Here is a 23,481-nt window from a genome sequence, read left to right as displayed (position 1 = left end):
TTAGGTCGCGAAACGATAGCGGTGGAGCGAGCGCCCTTCGCGGCGAAGCCAGCTACGCGCCACCGCGACATCGCCATCGTGCAATGTGTCGACCAGCGCATGAAACGCCGCGCCATGGTCCATGTGCCGTAAATGCGCGACCTCGTGCGCCACCGTCGCGCGCCGGACATGATCGGGCGCCATCACCAGCCGCCAGCTGTAGCGCAGGTCGCCGTCATGCGTGCAACTGCCCCACCGGCTGCGCGGATCGCCGACCCCGACGCGGCCGACCGTGAGGCCCGCCGTTGCCGCGAGCTCGCGGCTTTCGCGCTCCATCAGATCGAGCGCCTGCCCCTTTAGCCAGCGCTCGACGCGGCGCCCGACGCTTTCGGCGGGGCCGCCGACGCGCAGCGCTTCGCCATCGAGCCAGATCGCCCGCGGCGCCGTCGGCAGCCAGTCGACATAGCGGTCGACGCCGAGGAAGGGTAGCGACACGCCCGGTCCGACAGCCACCGGCAGCGCCGCCTTGCCGACCTGTTCGGCAAGCCATTGCTGCTGTTCGCCTGCCCATTTAAGCGCTGCACGCTCGTTGGTTCGCCGCGGCACTGTCAGTCGCAATTCTCCGCGCGCGCCGTCGAAGACGAGGCGGTAGCGGCGCGACTGGGCATGACGGACGACGCGCACCGGCCACGCGTCGTCACCCACCCAGATATGCGGCCCTTCGGGCGCGAAGTCAGACGACGCGTTCGACAAGATGATTCTCGAGCGGCCCGGCCATATCTTCACCCACCGTCCAACCGACGATCGACTCGCCTGCACGGTGCACCGCATCGCGATCGCCGCAGACCAGATAGTGCCAGTCGGGCAGGGGCTCGCCTTCGGCGCGCAAGCGATAGGCGCAGCTTTGCGGCAACCATTCGATGTCGGCGACCTTGGCTTTGGTCAGCGTCAGGCAGTCGGGAACATGGCGGCGACGATGCTTGTAATCGCCGCAGCGCGCGGTGGAGAGGTCGAGCAGCCGGCACGCGACATTGGTCGGATAGATGCGGCCGGTGTCCTCATCCTCCAGCTTGTGCAGGCAACATTTGCCACAGCCGTCGCACAAAGCCTCCCACTGGCCGGCGTCGAGGCTAGCGAGCGGCGCTTCCCAGAAAGGAGGCGCCTCGCCGCGCGTCACTTGACCCACTTCGCCAGTTCAGCAGCGACCTTGTCGGGCGCGCCCTCGTCGGGATCCGTCGACGGATCGTCGAGCGGTAACAGCGCGAGCGGCTTGCCCGTGGGATCCATCAGGAACGCGAGTTGGCTGTGCGCCATCAGATAGCGGTCGGGCGCCGAGCCCTCGACCTTGTTATAGGTCACGACATAGGCCTTCGCGACCGCAGCGATCTGTTCAGGCGTTCCGGTGAGACCCAGCAGGCGCGGATGATAGCGCGCAACAAAAGGTTTCAGCGCCTCGGGGGTATCGCGCGCCGGATCAACCGTGATGAAAAGCGGCGCGACCTTGGCACCCCGCGCCGCATCGGCCTTTTCGAACTGCGACAGTCCGCGCATCAGCTTTTGCAGATCGACGGGGCAGATGTCGGGGCAGAAGCTGTACCCGAAATAGACAAGCCGGTATTTCCCAGCGAAATCGCTATCGCGAACGGCTTTGCCATTCTGGTCCATGAGGGTGAAGGGGCCACCGATACGCGCCCCTTCGAGCGGCGGTTTGGCGGACGGCGCATCGGCGGCACCATTGCATCCTGCGAGCGCCGCACCAAAAACGAGGATCAGGCTTGCACGGACAAGCTTTTGTCCCATATCTGCGATATTCATCATGCGGCCAGCCTTGGTCGGCTAGCCGCCGAAAATCAACCATTCTCGTCGCGCTGTCGCGGCGATTCCTGCCGGGGGTCACCCAGATCATGTTTCGACGCGCGGAGTTTCGCCTCGCCTCTTTTGTTCTTGCATTGCTAGCGGCTGCGGGCTTGTTTCACGGCCCCGCGCAGGCGCAGTACCGCGGCGGCTATGCCTTTTTGCAAGCGGTCGACAGCCGCGACGGCACCAAGGCGACCGATGCGTTGAAGGACGATCCATCGCTGATCAACGCACGAAATCCGGACACTGGCGAAACCGCCCTCATCATCGTCACCAAGCGGCGCGACATCACCTGGGTACGCTTCCTGCTGGGGAAGGAGGCCGACCCGTCGATCTCCGACCGCCAGGGGACGACCCCGCTGATGCACGCCGCGCTGCTCAACTTCACCGACGGCGCCGAGGAACTTCTCAATGACAAGGCCCCCGTCGATCAGGCCAATCGGCGCGGCGAAACGGCGCTTATCCTGGCGGTGCAGTCAAAGAATGTCGCGATGGTCCGCTTGCTGATCAAACGTGGCGCCAATCCCGACAAGGCCGACCATGTCGCCGGTATGTCGGCCCGCGCTTATGCCACGCGCGATGACCGTACCGGACAAATTGTCGCGCTGCTTAACGCCAAGGCAGATACGCCGATTCGCGACCTCGGACCAACCTTTGGCCCCAATTGATCAACTCAATGTGATATCTTAATTGACAATCACATTTCCATGTGAGACATGAAAACCATGTCTACACAGCTCATCGAGCGCATCCGCGCCATCGTCGACGACGGGTCCATGTCCCGTTCGGGTCTTGCACGTGCCGCAGGCCTTCACGCCAACAGCCTGCGCGACCTCGATTCACCTGGCTGGAACCCGACCGCCGAAACGCTGCGCAAGCTGGAAAACTGGCTCGCAAACGGCAGCGATCTGTCGCCGATGGCGACCCCGGAAGAGATTATCGCCGAGGCACGCAATGGCCGCATGTTCATTCTGGTCGACGACGAAGATCGCGAGAATGAGGGCGACCTTGTCATCCCGGCACAGATGGCGACCCCCGACGCGATCAATTTCATGGTCACTCACGGCCGCGGCCTCGTCTGCCTGACGCTGACCCGGCACCGCGTTGAGGAGCTTGGGCTCGAGCTGATGAGCCGCAACAACGGAACGCGGCACGAAACCGCCTTCACCACCTCGATCGAGGCTCGCGAAGGCGTCACCACTGGCATTTCGGCGGGCGACCGCGCGCGCACCGTGTCCGTCGCGATCGACGGGGGAAAGACCCGCGACGATATCGTCACCCCCGGCCATATTTTCCCGCTGATCGCACGCGACGGCGGTGTCCTCGTCCGCGCCGGCCACACCGAAGCGGCGGTCGACATCAGTCGGCTCGCCGGACTCAACCCGTCGGGCGTGATCTGTGAGATCATGAACGATGACGGGACGATGGCGCGGCTCGACGACCTCGTCCCCTTTGCGCGGCGCCACGGGCTCAAGATCGGCACCATCGCCGACCTGATCGCCTATCGCCACCGCAACGACCGACTGGTCGAATGCGTATCCGACGAGCCATTCGAATCGGATTATGGCGGCGAATGGCGGCTGAAATCCTATCGCAACAAGATCGACGGCACCGTCAATCTGGTGCTGCAAAAGGGCGCGGTCGATCCCGAAGGCGTGACCCTGGTGCGCATGCATCCGGTGTCGATCTTTGACGATATCATGGGCCAGCCCGGACCGAAGAAGCGCCGCTTGCAGCGCTCGATGGAAGCCGTCGGCGAAGCCGGCGCGGGCGTCATCGTGATGCTGATGCGGCCGCTCCCCGGTTCCGCCGCGGCCGAAGCCGTGCCCCCGCCGTCGGGCGGCATGGACCTTCGCACCTATGGCATTGGCGCGCAGATCCTCGCCGACCTCGGCGTCCACGCGATGGAGCTTCTCACCCCGTCGCACACCAATATCGTCGGACTGGAGGGCTATGGCCTGTCGGTCGTCGGCGAACGCTCGATCCCCGGAGAGGCCGAATAATGGCGCATGTACTGATCGCAGAAGCCCGCTTCTATTCGCACCTCAACGACATGCTGCTCGACGGCGTGCGCAGCGCGCTCGAGGCCGAGGGGCATAGCCACGAGACGGTAACCGTCCCCGGCGCGCTCGAGTTGCCCGCCGCCATCTCGCTCGCCGCCGACAGCGGACGTTACGACGCCTATGTCGCATTGGGCGTCGTCATCCGCGGCGAAACCTATCATTTCGAGGTCGTCTCGAACGAAAGCGCGCGCGGCATCATGGCGCTGACTCTCGACGGGCTTGCTATCGGCAACGGCATCCTCACCGTCGAGGATGAAGAACAGGCGCTTGCGCGCGCCGACAGGACGCGCAAGGATAAGGGCGGCGAAGCGGCGAAAGCCGCCCTCGCCATGCTGGCCCTGAAGGAACAATTCGGCATTGGTTGATCGCCCGCCCCCCAGCCGTTTTTCTGTCGTCGAACGCGGCGGCCGGCTGGTGGTCATCGACAAGGAAACCGGCCAAACGCCGCCAACGGCGGCCGAGCGGATGGACATGCACGACCGCAACATGGGGGTCGAGCCGATTCGTCCCGCCAAACCCAGCGCCGCGCCCGACATGTCCGCCGCGGCCCGCGCCGAATCGGGGCTGAGCGCCCGGCCCGCGCCAACACAGAAAACGCCCGCGCCCATTGCGGCGCGAGCTGCGGCCCAGAGCGGTAAGGACCGTGTCGCTGCCGCGATCACCGAGCGCAACAAGCGGCCGTGGAACCACGCCCCCAACGACAGACCTGCTCCGATAGCCAGCTCCGCGCCCGCACAAATCGCCAGTTCCCGGCCCCTGCAAGCCGGAGCGCGAAAAACGATCGTCACGGGCAAATGGTGGGATGCCAAAGGCCCCCGCACGATCGAACTGGGCCCGAAAGGTCAGCAGGTGCTGAGCGGCGGCTTCGTCACCCTCTTTTTCGCGGTTGTCATCGCGGCAATCGTCGCCCTGTTCTTCGAGCCGCTGCTGCTCTTTGTCGGCGCCTTCCTGTTGTTCCGCTTCGGCGGCAACATCCTGGGGCCGATCGGGGCCGGCCTTGTCGACAAGGCGCTCGCCGAAAAGGGCTGATCCGGGCAGCACCGCCACCCGGATCCCGTAACCTTATGCCGTCACCAGCGCCGGATAATCGGTGTAGCCTGCCGCGCCTGGCGAATACCAGGTCTGCGGATTGTCCGCGGCCCATTCGGCACCGCTCTCGATCCGTTCGACAAGGTCGGGGTTGCCGATGAACGGGCGGCCAAAGGCGATCGCATCGGCAACGCCGCTGGCGAGCGCGGCTTCGGCGCTTGCCACGTCATAGTCGCTGTTGAGGATCAGCGGCCCCTTGAACGCTGCACGGATCGCCGGCGACTGCTTCGGCACATCGGTCCGGCCGAACGTACCCTCGGGGCCGGGTTCGCGCAGTTCGAGGAATGCGATGCCGAGCGCGTCGAGCGCGGCGGCAGCAACGGGAAACAGTGTTTCGGGTGCGCTGTCGTCGACGCCCTGCGTCGCCCCGTTTGGCGAAAGGCGGACCGAGACACGGTCTTTGCCCCATACGCCGATCAGCGCCTCGGTGACTTCGCGGAGCAGGCGGATGCGATTTTCGACCGAACCACCATAATCATCGTCGCGCAGATTGCTGCCGTTACGCAAAAACTGGTCGATCAGATAGCCGTTGGCGCCGTGAAGCTGGACACCGTCGAAACCGGCGCGCTTCGCATTTTCGGCCGCCTTCACATAGTCGGCGATCACGCGCGGGATTTCGTCGAGGCGCAGCGGGCGGGCTTCCTCGAGGTCCATCCGGCCCACCGGTGTATGCGCCCGGCCCTCGCCGACCGTCGCCGACGCCGAGACGGGCTGCTTTCCGTCGTTGAACACCGAATGGACAAGCCGGCCCATATGCCAGAGCTGCGCAATGATGCGCCCGCCTGCCGCATGCACTGCGTCGGTCACCGGCTTCCAGCCTTCGACCTGCGCGTCGGTCCACAGACCGGGTGCGTTGGGCCAGCCGAGCCCTTCCTGCGAAATGCCGGTGGCTTCCGAAATGATCAGCCCCGCCGACGCTCGCTGGCTATAATAGTCGCGCGCCAGCTCGTTCGGGACAAAACCCGGGCCCGCGCGGCCGCGGGTCAGCGGCGCCATGATGATGCGGTTTGGCGCCTTGATCGCGCCCAGTTCAATCGGATCGAATAGCGAAACGGCCATAATTCCTCCACGGCTCACTTTTGCATGGGCGCCCCGAACGGTCGCCGCTATGGGCACCGAAGCTATGGACGTCGCGGCGCCGGCACAATGGTGCGTAGCAAAAGAAAATCTAAATGACAGCGAAGATGGATAGTATCGACGAAACAGAGGCCGCGGGCACCGGTGCGAGCCGCTGGGCCTTTGCGGCGCTGATCGGCGGCAACATCGCGCTGTCGCTGGGGGCGATGCTCGTGCGGATGGCCGATACCGGCCCGACGGCCTCGGCCTTCTGGCGGATGACCCTCGCGCTGCCGCTGTTACTGATCTTTGCCTGGCGCGAGACGGGCGGGCGGATGCCGCCGCGGCCAGCCATATTCATCGCGGGCGCCGCGGGCCTTTTCTTCGCACTCGATCTGGTCGCATGGCATCTCGGTATCCTCCAGACGAAGGTCGCCAACGCCACCCTGTTCGGCAATTGCGCCAGCCTGCTGCTCGTCATCTGGGGCATCTTCCTGACGCGCGCGATGCCGCGCGGCTGGCAGGCAGCCGCCATCCTGCTCGCCTTTGCGGGGTCCGCGCTCGTGATGGGGCAAAGCTATGAATTGTCTTCCGATTATCTCGTCGGAGACCTTCTGAGCCTGCTCGCGGGCGTGCTCTACACCGGCTATGTTATCCTGATGCAACGCGTGCGCGGCGAACTGGCCCCCTGGACCGCGCTGGCGATCGCGTCGGCAGTGTGCGTGCCCATCCTCCTCGGCACCGCGCTCGCCCTCGGTGAAACGGTGATGCCGCAGAACTGGACCCCGCTGGTCCTGCTCGCATTGGCAAGCCAGGTGATCGGTCAAGGGCTGATGATCTGGTCGCTGCCGCGCTTTTCGCCGCTCGTCATCGGCCTCACGCTGTTGATTCAACCCGCCTTCGCCGCACTGACCGGCTGGATCGGTTTTGGCGAGACGCTCTCGGCGATCGAGATTTTCGGTGGCGTGATGGTCGGCGCCGCGCTTGTCTTGATTAGGTTGCCGAGCCGCCGCGCGGAGCCTATCTGACTCCTATGGCTTCTATCCTGCCCGCCGACCCCACGCTCGACGAGATTCGCGCTGCGCTCGCGCCGCTGATTGCCGCATCGGCGGCATTCGACGGCTTCAGCCCCGCTGCGCTCGACGATGCGGCACGCCGCGCCGCGGTCGATCCTGATGTCGCGCGGCTCGCCTTTCCGGGCGGCGGGCGCGACATGGTCGATGCGTGGTTTGCCGACATCGACGCGCGCATGGCGGCGAAATGGCCGGCCGAAAAGCTTGCGGCAATCAAGATTCGCGAACGGATCACAACTTTGGTCGAAACGCGCATCGATCTGCTCGCGCCGGATCGCGAGTCGCTCCGCCGCGCATTGGCTTTACTCGCCCTGCCGACCAACATCCCCTTCGCTGCCAAGCTGGGCTGGCGCAGCGCCGACATGATGTGGCGGCTCGCGGGCGATACCGCAACCGACTATAATCACTACAGCAAGCGCGCGATCCTCGGCACGGTGTATGCCTCGACGATGGCGGTGTTTCTGAACGACGAGAGCGAAAGTTTCGCGGACACGCGCGCTTTCCTTGCGCGCCGGATCGACCAGGTCATGCGTTTCGAAAGCTGGAAATATCGCCGCGCGTCGCGCAGCATCGAGCGGCCAAGCCTCGCGCGCTTCGTCGGGCGCCTCCGCTATCCGGGGCGGTAATCATAAATTGCAAAGCAGGACTGGCGCTCGGCGATCGATATTGATAATCGCTCGCAAATGACTGCTTTGCTCGAAAACATACTGGATCGGGCGCCGCTGGGCGTCGCGGTGCGGATCGCCCGCATCGACTGGAACGCGATGACCGAGGACGAAGGACGGCGCCTGCGCGAATTCGGGCTGATGGAAGGGTGCGAAGTCACCCCGCTCCACCGCGGCAGCATCTTTTCGCGCGACCCGCTCGCGCTCACCATCGGACGCATGAAAGTGATCATCCGCGCCAAGCAGGCCGCGGCGATCGAAATCGAGTCCATCGCATGACCGGCGCTATTCCCTCGATCGCGCTCGTCGGCAATCCCAACGCCGGCAAATCGAGCCTGTTCAACGTACTGACCGGGGCGCGGCAGAAAATTGCCAATTACCCGGGCGTCACGGTCGAGCGGAAAGCTGGACATGCGAGCTTTGCCGACGGCCGGCCGATCTCGCTGATCGACTTGCCCGGCACCTACAGCTTGACGCCAGCGAGTCTCGACGAGGCGGTGACGCGCGACGTCGTGCTCGGCAAGCAGGATGGCGAGAAGCGCCCCGATGCGCTGATTGTCGTGCTCGACGCCGCGAACCTCGACAATCATCTCTGCTTCGCGCTCGAACTGCTGCAACTCGGCCTGCCGACGGTTGTCGCGCTCAACATGCTCGACCTCGCCGAACGCGACGGGCTGACGCTCGACGCCAAGCGCTTGTCGAAAGAACTCGGCGTGCCCGTCGTACCGACCGTCGCGGTCCGCAAACGTGGAATAGCCGAACTGCTCGTTGCGGTTGATGGCGCGATCCAGTCGCACGCCTCGAGCGGCGTCACGGCGCCTGCCGAAGCGAACGATGCATCGCTGCACCAGCGCGCCCGTAAAATCGCGCGCGCGGCGATCCTGAACGAAACGCCGGTGCGCCGCTGGACCCAGCGCATCGACAATATCGTTCTCCACCCTGTCGCCGGCCTCGTCATCCTGCTCGCGCTGATGTTCGTGATGTTCCAGGCGGTCTATGCCGCCGCCGAGGCACCCGCGGACTTTCTCGAGGGTGGGATCGGCGTGGTTCAGCAATGGGTCGTCGCCACCTTCCCCGACAATTTCCTGCGCGGACTGGTCGTCGAGGGGCTGCTCGCCGGCGTTGGCGCAGTCGTCGTCTTCCTGCCGCAAATTTTGATCCTCTTCCTCTTCATCCTGCTGCTCGAGGCGTCGGGCTATATGACCCGCGCCGCCTTCCTGATGGACGGATTGATGGGCAAAGTCGGCCTGTCGGGGCGCGGCTTCATCCCACTGCTGTCGAGCTTCGCCTGTGCGGTTCCGGGAATCATGGCGACGCGCGCAATCCCCGACGAAAAGGACCGGCTGACGACGATTTTGATCGCGCCGCTGATGACCTGTTCGGCGCGGCTTCCCGTCTATGCGCTGATCATCGCCGCCTTCATCCCCAATCAGACCGTCGGCGGATCGCCCGTTGGACTGCAGGGACTGGTGCTCTTCGGCCTCTATCTATCGGGGATCGTCGGTGCGCTTGTCGTCGCCTATGTCCTGCGCCGCACCGTGGCGAAAGGCAGCGCGGCGGGCTTCATGATGGAAATGCCACGCTACCAGATGCCGCGGATGCGCGACATCGCGATCGGCTTGTGGCAGCGCGCGTGGATCTTTCTGCGCCGTGCCGGGACGATCATCGCGATGACCACCGTCGTCCTCTGGCTGCTGCTGACCTTCCCCCAGGCGCCCGAGGGCGAAAGCCAGGTCGAATACAGCATCGCGGGCCGCATCGCGAGCGGGCTGGAAGTCGTCGTCAAACCGATCGGCTTCAACCACGACATCGCGCTCGCACTGATCCCTGCGATGGCGGCACGCGAGGTTGCGGTCTCGGCAATGGCGACGGCGAATGCGATCGACGCGGGCGACGACGAAGACGCGATGGCGCAGTCGCTCGGCGAACGGCTGCAGGGCAAATGGAGCATCGCGACCGCGCTCGCTTTCCTCGCCTGGTTCGTCTTTGCACCGCAGTGTATTTCGACGATCGCAATTACCCGCCGCGAGACCAACGGGTGGAAATGGCCGCTGTTCATGGTTGGCTATTTGTTCCTTCTCGCCTATGCCGCTGCTGGAATCACATATTGGACCGCCGTCGCCTTTGGGCTCGGCTGATCCTCCAACTTTTGAGCGGAGCGGAGCGGCAATGGCTGGCAGCGTCAACAAGGTAATTTTGATCGGCAATCTCGGTGCCGACCCCGAAATCAAGTCGTTCCAGAACGGCGGAAAGGTTGCGAATCTCCGCATCGCGACCTCCGAGCAGTGGAAGGACCGGATGACCGGCGAGCGCAAGGAGCGCACCGAGTGGCATCAGGTCGTGATCAACGGCGAAGGGCTGATCGGCGTGGTCGAGCGCTATCTGAAAAAGGGCTCGAAGGTTTATATCGAAGGTAGCTTGCGCACCCGCAAATGGCAGGACCGCGACGGCAACGACAAATATACGACCGAGATCGTGATCGCAGGCATGGGCGGCACGCTGACCATGCTCGACGGCGCCCCCGGAGGCGGCGGTCGTGGATCGCGCGGCGGCAGTGGCGGCGGTGACGATTGGGGTGCCTCGTCCGGCGGCGGCGACAGCTGGAAACAGGGCAGCGGTTCGGGCGGATCGTCCGGCGGCGGCTTCGGTGGCGGCGGCAGTGGTGGCAGCGGCGGTGGCCGCCCGCCCTTCGACGACGATCTGGACGACGACGTTCCCTTCTGAAAATAGCATGAGGCGATGGCAAGCGACCTGATAACCGCCGCGGATGTCGCGCGCGGCGTATGCCGCCTGTTTGCGCAGGCGGGGCTGGTCGCCATTCCGGAGGTGCCGCTGCCCAACGGGCGGCGCACCGACCTCACCGCGATCGACGCCAAGGGCAATATCACGATCGTCGAGATCAAGGTCAGCCGCGCCGACCTGCACGGCGATGGCAAATGGCCCGACTATTGCGACTGGTGCGACCGTTTTTACTGGGCGCTCGCGTCGGGGCTCGACCCCGCGATCCTCGAAACGCCCGATTACCGTCCCGAAACCTCGGGGCTGATCATCGCCGACCGTTATGGCGCGGCGGTGGTGCGCGAAGCCGCGAGCTGCAACCTCGCCCCGGCGCGGCGCAAGGCTGAGCTGCTCAGGATCGGGCGGCTCGCGATGCGGCGCTCGATGGTCGCGGCGGATCCCGAGCTGGCGGCGGGCTGGATGGAAATCTAGGCGCCGTCAGAGCGGCTCGCTACGCTCGAAATAGACGCACCAGATCAGCGCGGCGCCCGACAACGCCGTCCACAGGATCAGGCCGATCCACAGCCCCGCCCCCATCATCACCGGCATGACGATCAGGACGAGGGCAAGCGCGAACGACGCCAGTGCAACCCGCAGGAAGTTCCGCAACGGACGCCGGCTGTGCTGTTCGACATGATCGATAGCGAAACCAAGCGCGACGACGATCGCGGTCAGCGCGATGCTGAAAAGATCGATGCCTTGACGCAGGAAATTCAGCAGGAACAGGACAGCGGCGGCGAGCCATATCGCATAGCGCCAGCGCATTCGACGCGGACCCGGCGCGCCGCCTGCGGTCATCTGCGCGCCTGCATCCGGGCAAGATAGCGCGCGAGGATATCGATCTCGAGATTGACCGGCCGTCCCGCGGCGGCTTCGTCGAGTGTCGTCATTTCCTGCGTGTGCGGGATGATGTTGAGCGTGAAATAGGCTTCGCCGTCCGGCTGATCGGTCACGTCGTTGACGGTCAGCGACACGCCGTCGACCGTAACCGAGCCTTTGGCGGCGATATGCGGCGCGAGCGCGGCGGGCGCGGCCACCGTGACGGTCACGCTGTCGCCGACAGGGACCACCGACACGATACGGCCGATGTCGTCGACATGGCCGGTGACGATATGGCCGCCCAACTCGTCGCCGATCTTCAGCGCGCGCTCGAGATTGAGGCGGCGACCCTGATCCCACATCCCCGGCGCAGTGCGCGCGAGCGTCTCGGCGCTCGCGTCGATCGCGAACCAGCCGCCGGGCCCGTTGCTGTCATCGTCGACGCCCTTGTCGACCACGGTCAGGCACGCACCCGAACAGGCGATCGAGGCGCCAAGATCGATCGTGCCGACATCGTAAGCGGTCGCGATGACGAGCCGCGTGTCGCCGCGATCCTCACGGCTGCGAACGGTGCCGATGTCGGTGATAATGCCGGTGAACATGGGTCGCTTTATCCTTCTCTGGCCCGCTCGTAGACGTCGAGCCGGTCGCTGCCAAGCAGGCGGCTGTCGGTGAGGCGCCAGCGACCGTGCGCGCCGGCCAGATCGGTGAGGCCGATGTCGCCGAGCGCTGGCTTGCCGCCGCCGATCAGAATCGGCGCGCGATAGAGCAGCAGCCGGTCGACCCGGTCGGCGGCGAGGAAAGCCGACGCCGCGCCGGCGCCGCCCTCGACCAGCACCGAATCGACATCGTCGATCGCTTCGGGCGAAGATACGGCCGTCCAGCCTTCGGGCGCTTCGCCGCGGGTGAACAGAAATTTCTTCGGACTGCGATTTTCGAGCCCCGGCAATCGCACGTCAAGCTTTGGCGAATCGGCGTCGAGCGTACCGCGCCCGACGAGGATCGCCTGATGGCTGGCGCGTTCAACATGCCCGTGCGCACGGGCACGTTCACCGGTGATCCAGCGACTCGCGCCGTCGGCGCGCGCGATGCAGCCGTCGAGCGACGTGGCGAGCTTGAGCGTCACGAACGGCCGTCCCTGCGTGGCCCGTGTCCACCATGGCGCCATCGCAGTGCGCGCCTCGGCCGCCAGCCGGTTGAAGACCACCTCGATCCCCGCCGCCTGCAGCCGCGCGATACCCTGGCCGTCGGTGCGCGGGTCGGGATCCTGCGCGGCGATGACGACGCGTGCGATGCCCGCCGCGATCAACGTATCGCTGCAGGCCGGTCCGCGCGGGCTGGCATGTGCACAGGGTTCGAGAGTGACATAAGCGGTCGCACCGCGCGCTGCCTCGTTCGCCGCCGCCAGCGCCATCGCCTCGGCATGCGGACGCCCGCCGGGCTGGGTCCAGCCGCGCGCGACGAGCTTGCCATCCTTGACGATCAGACAGCCGACATTGGGATTCGGCGCCGACGCCGGCCGGCCGCGTCGCGACAGCGCGACAGCGGCGGCCATCCAGTCAGTATCGGCAGGGCCAGTTCGCACCGCCGGTCAGCGATCGGTCGCCGCGCCGCCCGCTTGCCCGCGCGCAGCGCGCTCGGCGAGCGTCGACCGTTGCTGCGGGGGCAAGGCGGGAGCCTTTTTCAGGTCCGCGGCTTCGTCGCCCAGCGTTTCGCGGGTCACCTTGTCGGCTTCGGACGAATCATATTCGACTCCAAGACCATCGGCGAGCCGCTGAAACTCCGCGCGGCGCTGGGCATTGGCGCGCGTCGTTTCCTTCGCGCGCGCAATCCAGTCAGCCCGAATCTCTGCCGCGCTGCGATTGGCAGTCCAGTTTTCGAAATAGATGATCTTGGTCTTTTCCTTCTCATAAGGAATAAGATGCTCGGAAAACCCATAGAAAATGACGAGGGGCAGCACGATCGCGAGCCCCCAGCTCGTCCAGCGGTGCGGGCGCGGTTCGCGCACATAGGCCCAGAAATCGGACAGGCCGCCGCCGACATCCACATTATTGAACATTCCCATGCCCTCAATTTAGGCGATGTCGCGGCGATTTGCGAGAGGAAGCGAAACAGCCGGGGATTGCAGAAAATGATCGCTGCTAACGTTCTCGATTGCAAAAAATGCAATAGCGGATGCTCATTTCGCAGTTGCAACATTCATTGTGCACTGCAATATCACACTTGCCTTTTAGGCATCCTCTCCCAAAACTTTCACGGGCCACCTTCGGGTGGCCCTTTTTTTCGACCTTTTTGGTTGAGAGATGAGGATTTCCGCGCCGAACGGCGAAAAACCGCGAATCAATCCTGCAAGGGAATCCGTTTTTCGAATCGGCGCACCTCGGCAATGAAGCTGCCGGGCAGCGGTGTTGCGCCGCCGCCATCCAGATCGATATGCGCATAGCTGATCTCGATATCGGTCAAACGCTCGCCATCGCGGAAGATCCCGCAATGGACGGTGAAGCTCGTCCGGCCGAACCGGCTGATCCGCGCCGCAATCGTGATCTGCTCATCGAGCCGGGCGGAGCCGTGATAATCGATCTCGCTATGCACTTCGCGGATGTCAGTACCATATTGGTGAAAATAGGGTCCCGGTTGCCCCTCGCCCAGCGCACGAAAATATTCGGTGACGCCGATGTCGGCGTAGACCAGATAATTGCCGTTGAAGACAATATTCTGTCCGTCGATCTCGTTGAAGCGCACGCGCACCGTTTCGTGAACGCGAAAATCGTCCTGCGGAACATCCCAGTTGCTGCGGTCCATGGCCGGTCAGGCCGCAAGCGCAGCGGGGGAACGATCGAGCGGGGCGCACGCCGCTTCGAGCCAGGCGCGGTCGTCGCCCCGCATTCCCGGAGCAAGTTTTTCGAATACCGCGGCATGATAGGCATCGAGCCAGTCGGCTTCGGCAGGTGATAGAAGCGACACTTCCACCAGATTTTGGGCAATGGGCGCAAAAGTGATCGTCTCGAACCCCAGCATATCCTCCTCGGCGCCGTCGATGCGGAGCGCCGTGACGATGACGAGATTCTCGATCCGGATACCGAAGGCGCCCGCCTTGTAATAGCCGGGCTCGTTCGAGAGGATCATCCCGGCGTGGAGCGCCTCCTCGGTCCCCGCCTGTCCGCCGGCGGGCTTGGCGATGCGCTGCGGGCCTTCATGAACCGCCAGATAGGTTCCGACCCCGTGACCGGTGCCGTGCGCATAATCGACCCCGTCGGCCCACAAATATTGGCGCGCGAGGATATCGAGTTGGCTGCCGCGTGTCCCCTTGGGAAAACGCGCGGTCGCGAGCGCGATATGCCCCTTGAGCACCTGCGTGAAGCGGCGGCGCATTTCGGCGGTCGGCGTTCCGATCGCGATCGTGCGTGTGATGTCGGTGGTGCCGTCGGCGTACTGCCCGCCCGAATCGACCAGATAGAGCGTGCCGGTCTCGATGGCACGATTGGTCGTCTCGTCGACCTTATAATGCGGCAATGCGCCATTCGGCCCTGCAGCAGAGATGGTGTCGAAGCTCAGATCGACGAGCCCGCCGCCCTCCTCACGAAACTCGCGGAGTTTCGCGGCGGCCCCGAGTTCGTCGAGTCCCCCCTGCGGCGCGACATCTTCCATCCATTGCAGGAAGCGCGCCACCGCCACCCCGTCGCGCACATGCGCGGCGCGGGTGCCGCCCAGTTCGACCTCATTCTTGATCGCCTTGGGCAGCACCGCCGGGTCGCGATAGCGCGCAATCTTTGCGCCCGCCGCTTCGAGCGCGGTGAAGATCGCGGCAACCGCGCGGTCGGGATCGACCGCAACCTTCTTGCCCGAGAGATTGGCGAGCGCAGCCTCGAACGCATCGCGGTCGTGGATGCGCACGCTGTTGCCGAGGTGGGCGCGCACCGCGTCGGTGATCTTTTCGGGGGCGATGAACAGATCGGCGGTCGCATCGGCGTGCAGCAAGGCAAAGGCGAGCCCGACCGGCGTGTGGCTGACGTCGGATCCGCGGATGTTGAAGGTCCACGCGACCGAGTCGAGTGCGGTCATCACCGTCGTTTCGAGGTCGTGCGCCTTCAGCCAGTCGGCGATGACTTCGCGCTTCTCGACCGCGCTTTGTCCAGCCAGCGAAACGTCGTGGACCGAGACGGCCGCGGCGCTCGGCGCCGGCTGATCGTCCCACGCAGCATCGAGCGGGTTCACATCCACCGCAACCAGCTGCGCGCCCTTATCCGCGAGCGCCCTTCCCAGGCCGCGCGCCCAGTCGATGCCGTGAAGCCACGGGTCGAAGCCGATCTTCTGCCCGGCGCTGACGTTATTGCCGAGCCATTCGGCGACGCTCGACTGCGGCACGCCGACATAGTCGAACAGCGACCCGTCGACCTGATCGCGCACCTGCACCGTATAGCGGCCATCGATGAACACCGCCGCCTTGGCGGGCAGCACCGCCGCAGTCCCGGCCGACCCGCCGAAGCCCGTCAGCCACGCCATGCGCTGGGCATAGGCACCGACATATTCGCTCATATGCTCGTCGCTGATCGGCACGACAAAGCCGTCGAGGCCGCGCGCGGCAAGTTCGGCGCGGACGCGGGCGAGGCGTTCTGCATGGACGGGGCTGGACATGACGCGTTCCTTATTCCTACATCGCGGCAATCCCGCCCAATCGGGCGACACCGCGGGGGATTTTATGATGCGCGCTATTTGGATGTTTCTGGCAGCAATTGCCACCCCGCTTGTCGCGTCCCCTGCCCTGTTCGCCAAAGAGAAAGAGCCTGCATTGACCAGCCCCACCCCCGTCCTGCCCGCCGCCCCGGTCGCGGAAAAGCGCCCGCACGAGACGGTATTGCACGGCAAGAGGTTGTCGGATCCGTATCACTGGCTGAAGGATGAAAGCTATCCGACCGTCGATGACAAGGATGTGCTCGATTATGTGAAGGCCGAGAACGCCTATTTCGACGCCGCGATGAAGCCGCATGCCGCCCTCGTCGAAACGCTGTTCCAGGAAATGAAGGGCCGCATCAAGGAAGCCGATTCGAGCGTGCCGCAGAAGGACGGCGACTGGATTTACTGGGTCGAATATGAAGAAGGCGCCGAATATAAGAAATGGTACCGCAAACCGGCGTCAGGCTCCGGCGAGGCGATCCTCATCCTCGACGAGGTCGCGATGGCGGCGGGCAAGGAATATTTCCGCCTGTCCGACGTGTCGGTCAGCCCCGACGGCAAGCTGATGGCCTATGCCGTCGACGACAATGGGTCCGAACGCTTCGAAGTGCGCTTCAAGAATCTGGTGACCGGCGCGGCGCTGCCCGACGTCATCCCCGGAACCCTGTCATCGCTCGTCTGGACGGCAAAGAACGACGCGCTTCTCTATGGGCTCGCGAACGAGAATTGGCGCACCGACAATGTCCGGCTGCACAAGCTGGGCACCCCGGTCGCCGAGGACAAACTGCTTTACAAGGAAGCCGACATCGGTTTCGGCGTCGGCATCGGCAAGACCGCGGCGGACAATTATATCGTCATCGCGACGGGCGACAATGAAACGAGCGAAGTCTATCTGCTCCCCGCCGACAATCCCGAAGCGAAGATGCAACTCGTCTCGGCGCGCAAGAAGGGCCGCGAATATAGCGTCGATGAGCGCGACGGGACGCTCTATGTCTATACCAACGACGCGCACGCCAATTTCCGTGTTGCGACAGCAAGCGTCAAAAAGCCCGATGAATGGAAGACGTTGATCCCCGGATCGGACACGAGCTATATTACCGGGCTTGCGATCTTCCGCGACTATTTCGTGCTCGAAACCCGCGAAAAGGGCGTCGACCAGATCGATGTCCGCAAATATGATGCGCCGTTGACCCCGGGGCGGATCAAATTTCCCGAAGCCACCTATGTGGCGGGGCTGGGCGACAATCCCGAATATCATCAGGACAAGCTGCGCCTCGATTATGAATCGATGGTCACCCCCGACACCGTGTACGATTACGATCTCGCGAGCGGAAAGCTCGAGACGCTGAAGGTGCAGGAAATCCCATCCGGTTATAACAAGAGTGAATATACAACCGAATTGGTAAGCATGCCGGCGCGCGACGGAACCCCGGTGCCGGTGTCGCTGGTGTATAAAAAGGGCACCCCGCGCGACGGCAGCGCGCCGATGCACCTATATGTCTATGGTAGCTATGGCTACCGCGTCCCGCCGGGCTTTTCGACCACGCGGCTCAGCCTTGTCGATCGCGGCATGATCTATGCGATCGCGCATGTCCGCGGCGGCGACGATCTTGGCCGCGCCTGGTATCTCGCGGGTAAGACGACCGAGCGCAAAAATACGTTCAACGATTTTGTCGATGTCGCGAAAGGCCTGATCGCGCAGAAATATACGAGCGCGGGCAAGATTTCGATCGAGGGCCGTTCGGCGGGCGGACAGGTGATGGGCGTCGTCTATAACGAAGCGCCCGAGCTGTGGGGTGCGGTGCTCGCGGGCGTGCCCTTCGTCGATGTCATCAACACGATGGTCGACGAAACGCTGCCGCTGACCCCGGGCGAATGGCCCGAATGGGGCAACCCGATCACCGACAAGGCGGCGTTCGACTATATGCTGAGCTACAGCCCGTACGACAATGTGACCGCCAAGGCCTATCCCCCGATGCTGGTGTCGGCGGGCCTCAACGATCCGCGCGTGACCTATTGGGAGCCGGCGAAATGGGTCGCCAAGCTCCGCGCGACGCGCACCAACGGCGCTCTGCTGCTGCTGCGCACCAACATGGGCGCGGGGCATGCGGGCAAATCGGGCCGCTGGGGCGCGCTGCGCGAGGATGCCGAAGAGTTTGCGTTCGTACTGACGCAGCTGGGGGTCGAAAAGTAACGGCGACGCTCAGGCGACTGGGCTCGCTATTCCTTGCCCAGTCGGTCCAGCCACGCCTTGGCCTGTTTCGGCTCGCCCGGTGCGGTTGAGGCTACCGGACCGCGCGACGCCTCGAATTCTTCGTGCAGCGCGAAGGACTCTAATCCCAGTGACTTGCGTATCTGGTCTATTTCTTCGCCCCGGTCGCACAGGTCGGTAACGACCGGTTCCCATTTGGCGCGGGCCGCGCGATCTTTTGTGTGGCCAAACAAGCCCCAGGAGCCGGCAGCGACCCTGCGAAGGGCATCGAGAAGAACATCCGCATACTCGGCTTCGAGCTCGAGGCGACGGCCATCAAGGCGCTCAAGACGATCCGCCCGGCTCATCGCGGCGGCAAATATCCACGCGCCGCCAATTCGGCTTCCAGCGTTGCCGCGTCCTTGAACTGGTGCCCCGCGATCCCGAGCGATTCGGCGCCCGCGACATTGGCGGCCACGTCGTCGATGAACAGCGCCCCCGCGGGGTCGATGTCGAATCGCTCGATCGCGAGGCGGTAGATCGCGGGATCGGGCTTCACCAGTTTTTCGGTGCCCGAGACGATGATATCGCGAAAGCGGTCGAACACCGGCTGGGTCGGGCGGAAGCTCTCCCAGAATTCATGGCCGAAATTGGTGATCGCGAACAAAGGCACGCCTGCAGCGTCGAGCCGCTCGACCAGTTCGAGGCTGCCGGGCATCGGCGCCGGGATCGTCTCGTTAAAGCGCGTGGCATAGGCGTCGATCAGCGGTGCATGATCGGGGAATTCGGCCTTCAGTTCGGGCAGCATGTCGGCGAGCGGGCGTCCGGCGTCATGCTGAAAATGCCACTCCGGCGTGACGACGTGGGTCACGAACCATTCGAGCTCGTCGCTGTCGACGATCAGCTTCGCGAACAGATAGCGCAGATCCCAGTCGAAGAGGACACGGCCAACGTCAAAGATCACGCTATGGCGAATCATAGGGACTCCAGACACGCGAAAGCGCCGCCGGAAGCATCCGACGGCGTAACGCTGGTCATCAAAAGCAAACGGGGCAAAAGCACCCCGCGCAGGGGCATTAGCCCTGGCGCGCCTTGAAGCGGCGGTTGGTCTTGTTGATCACATAGGTGCGGCCACGACGGCGGATAACGCGGTTATCCCGATGGCGGTCCTTCAGCGACTTCAGGCTGTTGCGAATCTTCATGATCTCTGTCCGTAAATCTTGGCGTTGTTACGCGAAGCGGCGCAACTATGGGGAAGCGGTCCGAAAGTCAACCGCCTTTCCGGGCGTTTTCAGCCCGCCAGCGCCTTTTGCCGGCGTCGCTGAACCGACGAGCCATAGCCCATCGCCTCGCGATATTTGACGACTGTGCGCCGCGCAATGTCGTGACCCTCGGCCGACAGTTTTTGCGCGATCGTTTCGTCGGAGAGAATCGCCTTGCCATCCTCGGCCTCGATCATCGCCTTGATCCGGCTCTTGATCGATTCGGACGACACCGCGCCGTCGCCCTCGGTCGCCGAAATGCCGCTCGAGAAGAAATATTTGAGCTCGAACAGCCCGCGCGGGCAGCTGAGATATTTGTTGCTCGTGACGCGGCTGACGGTCGATTCGTGCATACCGATTTCCTCGGCAACCTGCCGCAGCGTGAGCGGACGCATATGCGCGACGCCGTGGAGGAAAAACCCTTCCTGCTGCTTCACAATCTCGCTCGCGACCTTGACGATCGTACGCTGACGCTGATCGAGCGCGCGCACCAGCCAGTTGGCGCCGGCGAGCTGTTCGGACAACCAGGCCTTGCTCTTCGCTGCGGCGCCCTTCGCGAGCTCGGTATAGTAGCGGCGGTTGACGAGTAGCCGAGGCAGGGTGCCGCTGTTGATCTCGACCGCCCAGCCCTTCGCGGTCCGGCGGATATAGAGGTCGGGAACGACAGCCTGCGCCGCGCTACCGCCGAATCGCAGACCGGGTTTCGGATCATAGCTGCGCAGTTCGCGAATCATGTCGGCGAGATCCTCGTCGTCGACCCCGCAGATGCGCTTCAATTGCGGGAAGGCGCCCTTCGCAACAAGGTCGAGATGCGCGATCATGCATGCCATCGCAGGGTCGTAACGGTCGGCCTCGCGCGCCTGAATCGCGATGCATTCGGCAAGGTCGCGGCCGCCGACCCCGGAAGGATCGAAACATTGCACCCCCACAAGCACCGCCTCGACAAGCGCGAGCGGAACGCCGAGCCGCTGCGCAAGCTCGGCCAGATCGGCGCGCAGATAGCCCGTCTCGTCGATCATCGCGACAATCTGTTCGGCGATCATCGCCTCAAGGCCACTGAAGCGCTCGCCGACCTGCGCGAGCAGATGGGCATGGAGCGTTTCATCTTCGCCTGCGAAGCTGTCGAAGTCGATTCCCTCGCTGTCCGCGCCCGACAGGCCAACACTGTCGCTGGCGCTGTCGTGGTGGAAGCTTTCGGCGGCGAGGTCGACGTCGAGGTCGTTCTCGGTGCCGCTGTCGGAGGAAAGCGCCTGATCGGCATCGAGCGACGCCGCTTCGGTCGCGGGCGCGTCCTCGCCGCGCTCATCGCCCGGATCGCTGCTGCTGCCATCGCTGTCGGCCGCGGAGGCATCGAGCAGCGGATTGCCCTCGAGCGCCTCGGCGAGATAGGCTTCGAGTTCGAGATTCGACAGCGCCAGCAGCTTGATCGCTTGCTGAAGCTGCGGCGTCATCACCAGCGATTGCGACTGGCGGAGATCGAGGCGCGGACCCAACGCCATGGCTGGCTATATTATTGCCCAGCGCGCTCCCGCGAAGGCGGGAGCCCATCTCCGGTCGGCGCCATTTTGAACCCACCGGAGATGGGTCCCCGCCTTCGCGGGGACACACGGAAATTTTTCTGGCGGCAGTCCGCAAAGATCACAGGGAGAAGCCCTCGCCGAGATAGAGGCGGCGCACCTCGGGGTCGGCAACAAGCTCTTCCGGCGACCCGGCAAGCAGGACCTTGCCGTCATAGATAATGCAGGCGCGATCGACGAGGTCGAGCGTCTCGCGGACATTGTGATCGGTGATCAGCACGCCGATGCCGCGCGTCTTCAGATCGACGACGAGGTCGCGGATGTCGCTGATCGACAGCGGATCGATGCCCGCGAAGGGTTCATCGAGCAGCATGATCGACGGATTGGCGGCCAGCGCGCGTGCGATTTCAGCGCGGCGCCGTTCGCCGCCCGACAGCGCCATCGCCGCCGAATCGCGCAGCCGCGTCAGCCCGAATTCGTCGAGCAGTTCCTCGAGCCGGCGTTCGCGCGACACCTTGTCGGGCTCGCTGAGTTCGAGCACTGCACCGATGTTCTGCGCAACCGTCATCCCGCGAAAGATCGAGGTTTCCTGCGGCAGATAACCCAGGCCGAGGATCGCGCGGCGGTACATCGGCAGCGCGGTGATGTCGGCTCCATCGAGCATGATGCGTCCGGCGTCGGGCTTTACCAGGCCCATGATCGAATAGAAGCAGGTCGTCTTGCCCGCGCCGTTCGGACCGAGCAGGCCGACAACCTCGCCCTTGCCCACCGACAGCGACACGTCGGACAGGACCGTGCGCTTGTCATAGCTTTTCGCGATCGAAATGACCGCGAGGCCGTTGCCGGCCGCGGCCTCGTCGCGGACATGCGCCTTGTGCTCGGTGACGCCATGGTCACCGTCTGCGGTCAAAATTGCCGGGGTCGCTTCGTCGTCGGTCATTCTACATCGCTTCCTGATGACATGTGCGGGCGTTACCCGAGGAGCGCCGCCAACGTCAATCTGGCAAGATTTTTGCAGGGTAACGTCAGACGCACCCGGAAGCCGCCTTTAATGCGCCGCCTGCGGCCCACGCTCGATCCCCGACAGGGCGAGTTGTTCGTCGATCGCGGCGAGCAGCCGCGCCAGCGCCGCTTCGTCCTTCGCTTCGGCACGCGCGACGAGTACGTCCTGCGTGTTCGAAGCGCGGAGCAGCCACCAGCCGTCGTCGGTCAGCACGCGGGCACCATCGGTACGGTCGACCTGCGCTCCCGATGCGGCTAGCCGGTCGAGGACTTCATCCACAATGGCGAATTTGCGAACCTCGTCGACCTGGAAACGCATCTCGGGCGTATTGATCATCGGCGCCATGTTGCCGCGCAGCTCGGTGACGCTCTGCCCCAGCTTTGTCGCCGCCTCGATCAGCCGCACCGCAGCGTAGGGCGCATCGTCATAACCATAATAACGGTCGGCAAAGAAGATATGCCCGCTCATCTCGCCTGCCAGCGGACTGCCGGTTTCCTTCATCTTGGCCTTGATCAGGCTGTGCCCGGTCTTCCACATCAGCGGCTTGCCACCGAGTGCGGCGACGCAGTCGAACAGCGCCTGGCTCGCCTTCACATCGGCGATGACCGTCGCACCGGGCAGGTCCCTGAGCACCGCGGCGGCATAGATTTGCAGCAGTTGATCGCCCCATATCACGCGGCCCTCGCCGTCGATCGCACCGATACGGTCGCCGTCTCCATCGAAAGCGACGCCGAAATCGAGGCTCTTCTCCGCGACCAGCTTGCGCAGGTCGGCCAGATTCTTCTCTTCGGTGGGATCGGGATGGTGGTTCGGAAAATGGCCGTCGATATCGGTAAACAGCAGATGATGCTCACCGGGCAGGCGCGCCGTCAATTTCTCGATGACGGTCCCGGCGGCGCCGTTGCCGGCGTCCCAGCCGACACGGAAAGCCTTGCCGGCGAACCCCTCGACCAGCCGGTCGACATAAGCGTCGATGATATCGATGCTATCCGCCTTGCCCTCGCCCCCGGAATCGACGGACTCCCAGTCGCCCGCGGCGGCCATTTCGCCGATGCCCAAGATATCGGCGCCATAGAAGGGACGCCCCTGCATCACAAATTTGAAACCATTATAGTCGGGGGGATTGTGGCTGCCGGTTATCTGTATGCCGCCGTCCACATCCTCGGTTGAGGCCGCATAATAGAGCATCGGCGTCGGCCCCAGTCCGACGTTGAGCGCATCGATCCCCGCCCCGTTGATTCCCTTGATCAGCGCGTCGGCGAGCATCGGCGACGACAGGCGCCCGTCATAACCGACCGCAACCCGCTTGCCCCCCGCGCGGCGAACCAGCGTCGCGAAGCTGCGCCCGATGGCGTAGGCGTCGGCATCCGACAGCGTATCGCCGACGATGCCGCGGATGTCATATTCGCGCAGCATCGTAGGGTGGAAGATATGAGTCATGGTTGGTCCTTTGGG

27 protein-coding genes are annotated in these 23,481 nt (G+C 64.4%); 11 read left to right on the top strand and 16 right to left on the bottom strand.

The window, feature by feature from the left end; translation table 11 throughout:
* From AC07NV_RS07485 to AC07NV_RS07475, 3 genes are read right to left on the bottom strand one after another with little or no spacing between them, the layout of a single operon-like run.
* On the bottom strand, positions 1-732 hold the full coding sequence (locus tag AC07NV_RS07485; protein ID WP_495165693.1) for a M48 family metallopeptidase: 732 nt from the start codon (positions 730-732) through the stop codon (positions 1-3).
* Positions 713-1,156, bottom strand: a complete 444-nt coding sequence (locus AC07NV_RS07480; protein WP_495165692.1) for a YcgN family cysteine cluster protein — start codon at positions 1,154-1,156, stop codon at positions 713-715. Before AC07NV_RS07480 ends, AC07NV_RS07485 begins: the two co-directional genes overlap by 20 nt.
* On the bottom strand, positions 1,153-1,797 hold the full coding sequence (locus tag AC07NV_RS07475) for an SCO family protein (protein WP_495165691.1): 645 nt from the start codon (positions 1,795-1,797) through the stop codon (positions 1,153-1,155). Before AC07NV_RS07475 ends, AC07NV_RS07480 begins: the two co-directional genes overlap by 4 nt.
* 86 nt (positions 1,798-1,883) lie before the next feature.
* On the opposite strand from AC07NV_RS07475, the gene AC07NV_RS07470 reads away from it, so the two are divergent.
* From AC07NV_RS07470 to AC07NV_RS07455, 4 genes are read left to right on the top strand one after another with little or no spacing between them, the layout of a single operon-like run.
* On the top strand, positions 1,884-2,504 hold the full coding sequence (locus AC07NV_RS07470; protein ID WP_495165690.1) for an ankyrin repeat domain-containing protein: 621 nt from the start codon (positions 1,884-1,886) through the stop codon (positions 2,502-2,504).
* Between the two features lie 57 nt (positions 2,505-2,561).
* Positions 2,562-3,839 (top strand): 3,4-dihydroxy-2-butanone-4-phosphate synthase, encoded by a 1,278-nt coding sequence (gene ribB, locus AC07NV_RS07465; protein ID WP_495165689.1) that lies wholly within the window; start codon positions 2,562-2,564, stop codon positions 3,837-3,839.
* A complete protein-coding gene (ribH, locus tag AC07NV_RS07460; RefSeq protein ID WP_495165688.1) occupies positions 3,839-4,264 on the top strand; it encodes a 6,7-dimethyl-8-ribityllumazine synthase in 426 nt (141 codons plus the stop codon). The genes ribB and ribH overlap by 1 nt, the downstream gene beginning before the upstream one ends.
* Complete coding sequence (locus AC07NV_RS07455; protein WP_495165687.1) at positions 4,257-4,928, top strand: hypothetical protein; 672 nt, start codon at positions 4,257-4,259, stop codon at positions 4,926-4,928. Before ribH ends, AC07NV_RS07455 begins: the two co-directional genes overlap by 8 nt.
* 33 nt (positions 4,929-4,961) lie before the next feature.
* On the opposite strand, the gene AC07NV_RS07450 is transcribed toward AC07NV_RS07455, so the two are convergent.
* On the bottom strand, positions 4,962-6,047 hold the full coding sequence (locus AC07NV_RS07450; RefSeq protein WP_495165686.1) for an alkene reductase: 1,086 nt from the start codon (positions 6,045-6,047) through the stop codon (positions 4,962-4,964).
* A 113-nt stretch (positions 6,048-6,160) separates the two neighbouring features.
* On the opposite strand from AC07NV_RS07450, the gene AC07NV_RS07445 reads away from it, so the two are divergent.
* The 6 genes from AC07NV_RS07445 to AC07NV_RS07420 are packed head-to-tail and all read left to right on the top strand — an operon-like array spanning position 6,161 to position 10,992.
* Positions 6,161-7,072 (top strand): DMT family transporter, encoded by a 912-nt coding sequence (locus tag AC07NV_RS07445; RefSeq protein WP_495165685.1) that lies wholly within the window; start codon positions 6,161-6,163, stop codon positions 7,070-7,072.
* Positions 7,073-7,077: 5 nt separating this feature from the next.
* Positions 7,078-7,743, top strand: a complete 666-nt coding sequence (locus AC07NV_RS07440; protein WP_495165684.1) for a COQ9 family protein — start codon at positions 7,078-7,080, stop codon at positions 7,741-7,743.
* Between the two features lie 57 nt (positions 7,744-7,800).
* Positions 7,801-8,061 (top strand): FeoA family protein, encoded by a 261-nt coding sequence (locus AC07NV_RS07435; RefSeq protein WP_495165683.1) that lies wholly within the window; start codon positions 7,801-7,803, stop codon positions 8,059-8,061.
* Positions 8,058-9,920 (top strand): ferrous iron transporter B, encoded by a 1,863-nt coding sequence (feoB, locus tag AC07NV_RS07430; protein WP_495165682.1) that lies wholly within the window; start codon positions 8,058-8,060, stop codon positions 9,918-9,920. Before AC07NV_RS07435 ends, feoB begins: the two co-directional genes overlap by 4 nt.
* Positions 9,921-9,951: 31 nt before the next feature.
* Positions 9,952-10,506: a single-stranded DNA-binding protein gene (gene ssb, locus AC07NV_RS07425; protein WP_495165681.1), complete on the top strand. Its 555-nt coding sequence runs from the start codon at positions 9,952-9,954 to the stop codon at positions 10,504-10,506.
* A gap of 15 nt (positions 10,507-10,521) precedes the next feature.
* Entirely contained in the window at positions 10,522-10,992 is a 471-nt protein-coding gene (locus AC07NV_RS07420) for an MmcB family DNA repair protein (RefSeq protein WP_495165680.1), read from the top strand.
* 6 nt (positions 10,993-10,998) lie between these two features.
* On the opposite strand, the gene AC07NV_RS07415 is transcribed toward AC07NV_RS07420, so the two are convergent.
* From AC07NV_RS07415 to AC07NV_RS07390, 6 genes are all read right to left on the bottom strand, one after another.
* The gene (locus AC07NV_RS07415; protein ID WP_495165679.1) at positions 10,999-11,358 is read right to left on the bottom strand and encodes a hypothetical protein; all 360 of its coding nucleotides are present in this window, start codon (positions 11,356-11,358) and stop codon (positions 10,999-11,001) included.
* Entirely contained in the window at positions 11,355-11,981 is a 627-nt protein-coding gene (locus tag AC07NV_RS07410; protein WP_495165678.1) for a riboflavin synthase, read from the bottom strand. The genes AC07NV_RS07415 and AC07NV_RS07410 overlap by 4 nt, the downstream gene beginning before the upstream one ends.
* Before the next feature lie 8 nt (positions 11,982-11,989).
* Entirely contained in the window at positions 11,990-12,934 is a 945-nt protein-coding gene (gene ribD / locus AC07NV_RS07405; protein WP_495166005.1) for a bifunctional diaminohydroxyphosphoribosylaminopyrimidine deaminase/5-amino-6-(5-phosphoribosylamino)uracil reductase RibD, read from the bottom strand.
* Positions 12,935-12,970: 36 nt separating this feature from the next.
* Positions 12,971-13,444: a hypothetical protein gene (locus AC07NV_RS07400; RefSeq protein ID WP_495165677.1), complete on the bottom strand. Its 474-nt coding sequence runs from the start codon at positions 13,442-13,444 to the stop codon at positions 12,971-12,973.
* 275 nt (positions 13,445-13,719) lie between these two features.
* Positions 13,720-14,181, bottom strand: a complete 462-nt coding sequence (locus AC07NV_RS07395; RefSeq protein WP_495165676.1) for an acyl-CoA thioesterase — start codon at positions 14,179-14,181, stop codon at positions 13,720-13,722.
* Positions 14,182-14,187: 6 nt separating this feature from the next.
* A complete protein-coding gene (locus AC07NV_RS07390; RefSeq protein ID WP_495165675.1) occupies positions 14,188-16,014 on the bottom strand; it encodes an aminopeptidase P family protein in 1,827 nt (608 codons plus the stop codon).
* A gap of 82 nt (positions 16,015-16,096) precedes the next feature.
* Here AC07NV_RS07390 and AC07NV_RS07385 point away from each other — a divergent pair, with 82 nt between their 5' ends.
* Complete coding sequence (locus AC07NV_RS07385; protein WP_495166004.1) at positions 16,097-18,247, top strand: S9 family peptidase; 2,151 nt, start codon at positions 16,097-16,099, stop codon at positions 18,245-18,247.
* Between the two features lie 26 nt (positions 18,248-18,273).
* Here AC07NV_RS07385 and AC07NV_RS07380 read toward each other — a convergent pair whose 3' ends face one another.
* The 6 genes from AC07NV_RS07380 to pgmG all read right to left on the bottom strand — a co-directional run bounded on the left by AC07NV_RS07380 (position 18,274) and on the right by pgmG (position 23,466).
* The gene (locus AC07NV_RS07380; RefSeq protein ID WP_495165674.1) at positions 18,274-18,612 is read right to left on the bottom strand and encodes a hypothetical protein; all 339 of its coding nucleotides are present in this window, start codon (positions 18,610-18,612) and stop codon (positions 18,274-18,276) included.
* Positions 18,609-19,223 carry an HAD family hydrolase gene (locus AC07NV_RS07375; RefSeq protein ID WP_495165673.1) on the bottom strand — a complete coding sequence of 205 codons (615 nt, stop codon included), beginning with the start codon at positions 19,221-19,223 and terminating at the stop codon, positions 18,609-18,611. The genes AC07NV_RS07380 and AC07NV_RS07375 overlap by 4 nt, the downstream gene beginning before the upstream one ends.
* Before the next feature lie 97 nt (positions 19,224-19,320).
* Entirely contained in the window at positions 19,321-19,446 is a 126-nt protein-coding gene (gene ykgO, locus AC07NV_RS07370) for a type B 50S ribosomal protein L36 (protein WP_003046794.1), read from the bottom strand.
* Between the two features lie 89 nt (positions 19,447-19,535).
* Positions 19,536-21,005, bottom strand: coding sequence for an RNA polymerase factor sigma-54 (rpoN, locus tag AC07NV_RS07365; RefSeq protein ID WP_495165672.1), 1,470 nt, complete (start codon positions 21,003-21,005; stop codon positions 19,536-19,538).
* Between the two features lie 139 nt (positions 21,006-21,144).
* Entirely contained in the window at positions 21,145-21,963 is an 819-nt protein-coding gene (gene lptB, locus AC07NV_RS07360; protein WP_495165671.1) for an LPS export ABC transporter ATP-binding protein, read from the bottom strand.
* Positions 21,964-22,071: 108 nt separating this feature from the next.
* Positions 22,072-23,466, bottom strand: a complete 1,395-nt coding sequence (gene pgmG, locus AC07NV_RS07355) for a phosphoglucomutase/phosphomannomutase PgmG (protein WP_495165670.1) — start codon at positions 23,464-23,466, stop codon at positions 22,072-22,074.
* Between the last annotated feature and the right edge of the window lie 15 nt (positions 23,467-23,481).

It is taken from the genome of Sphingopyxis sp. GW821-FHT10B01 (assembly GCF_059415685.1).
This window is presented reverse-complemented; position numbering and strand designations above follow the sequence as displayed.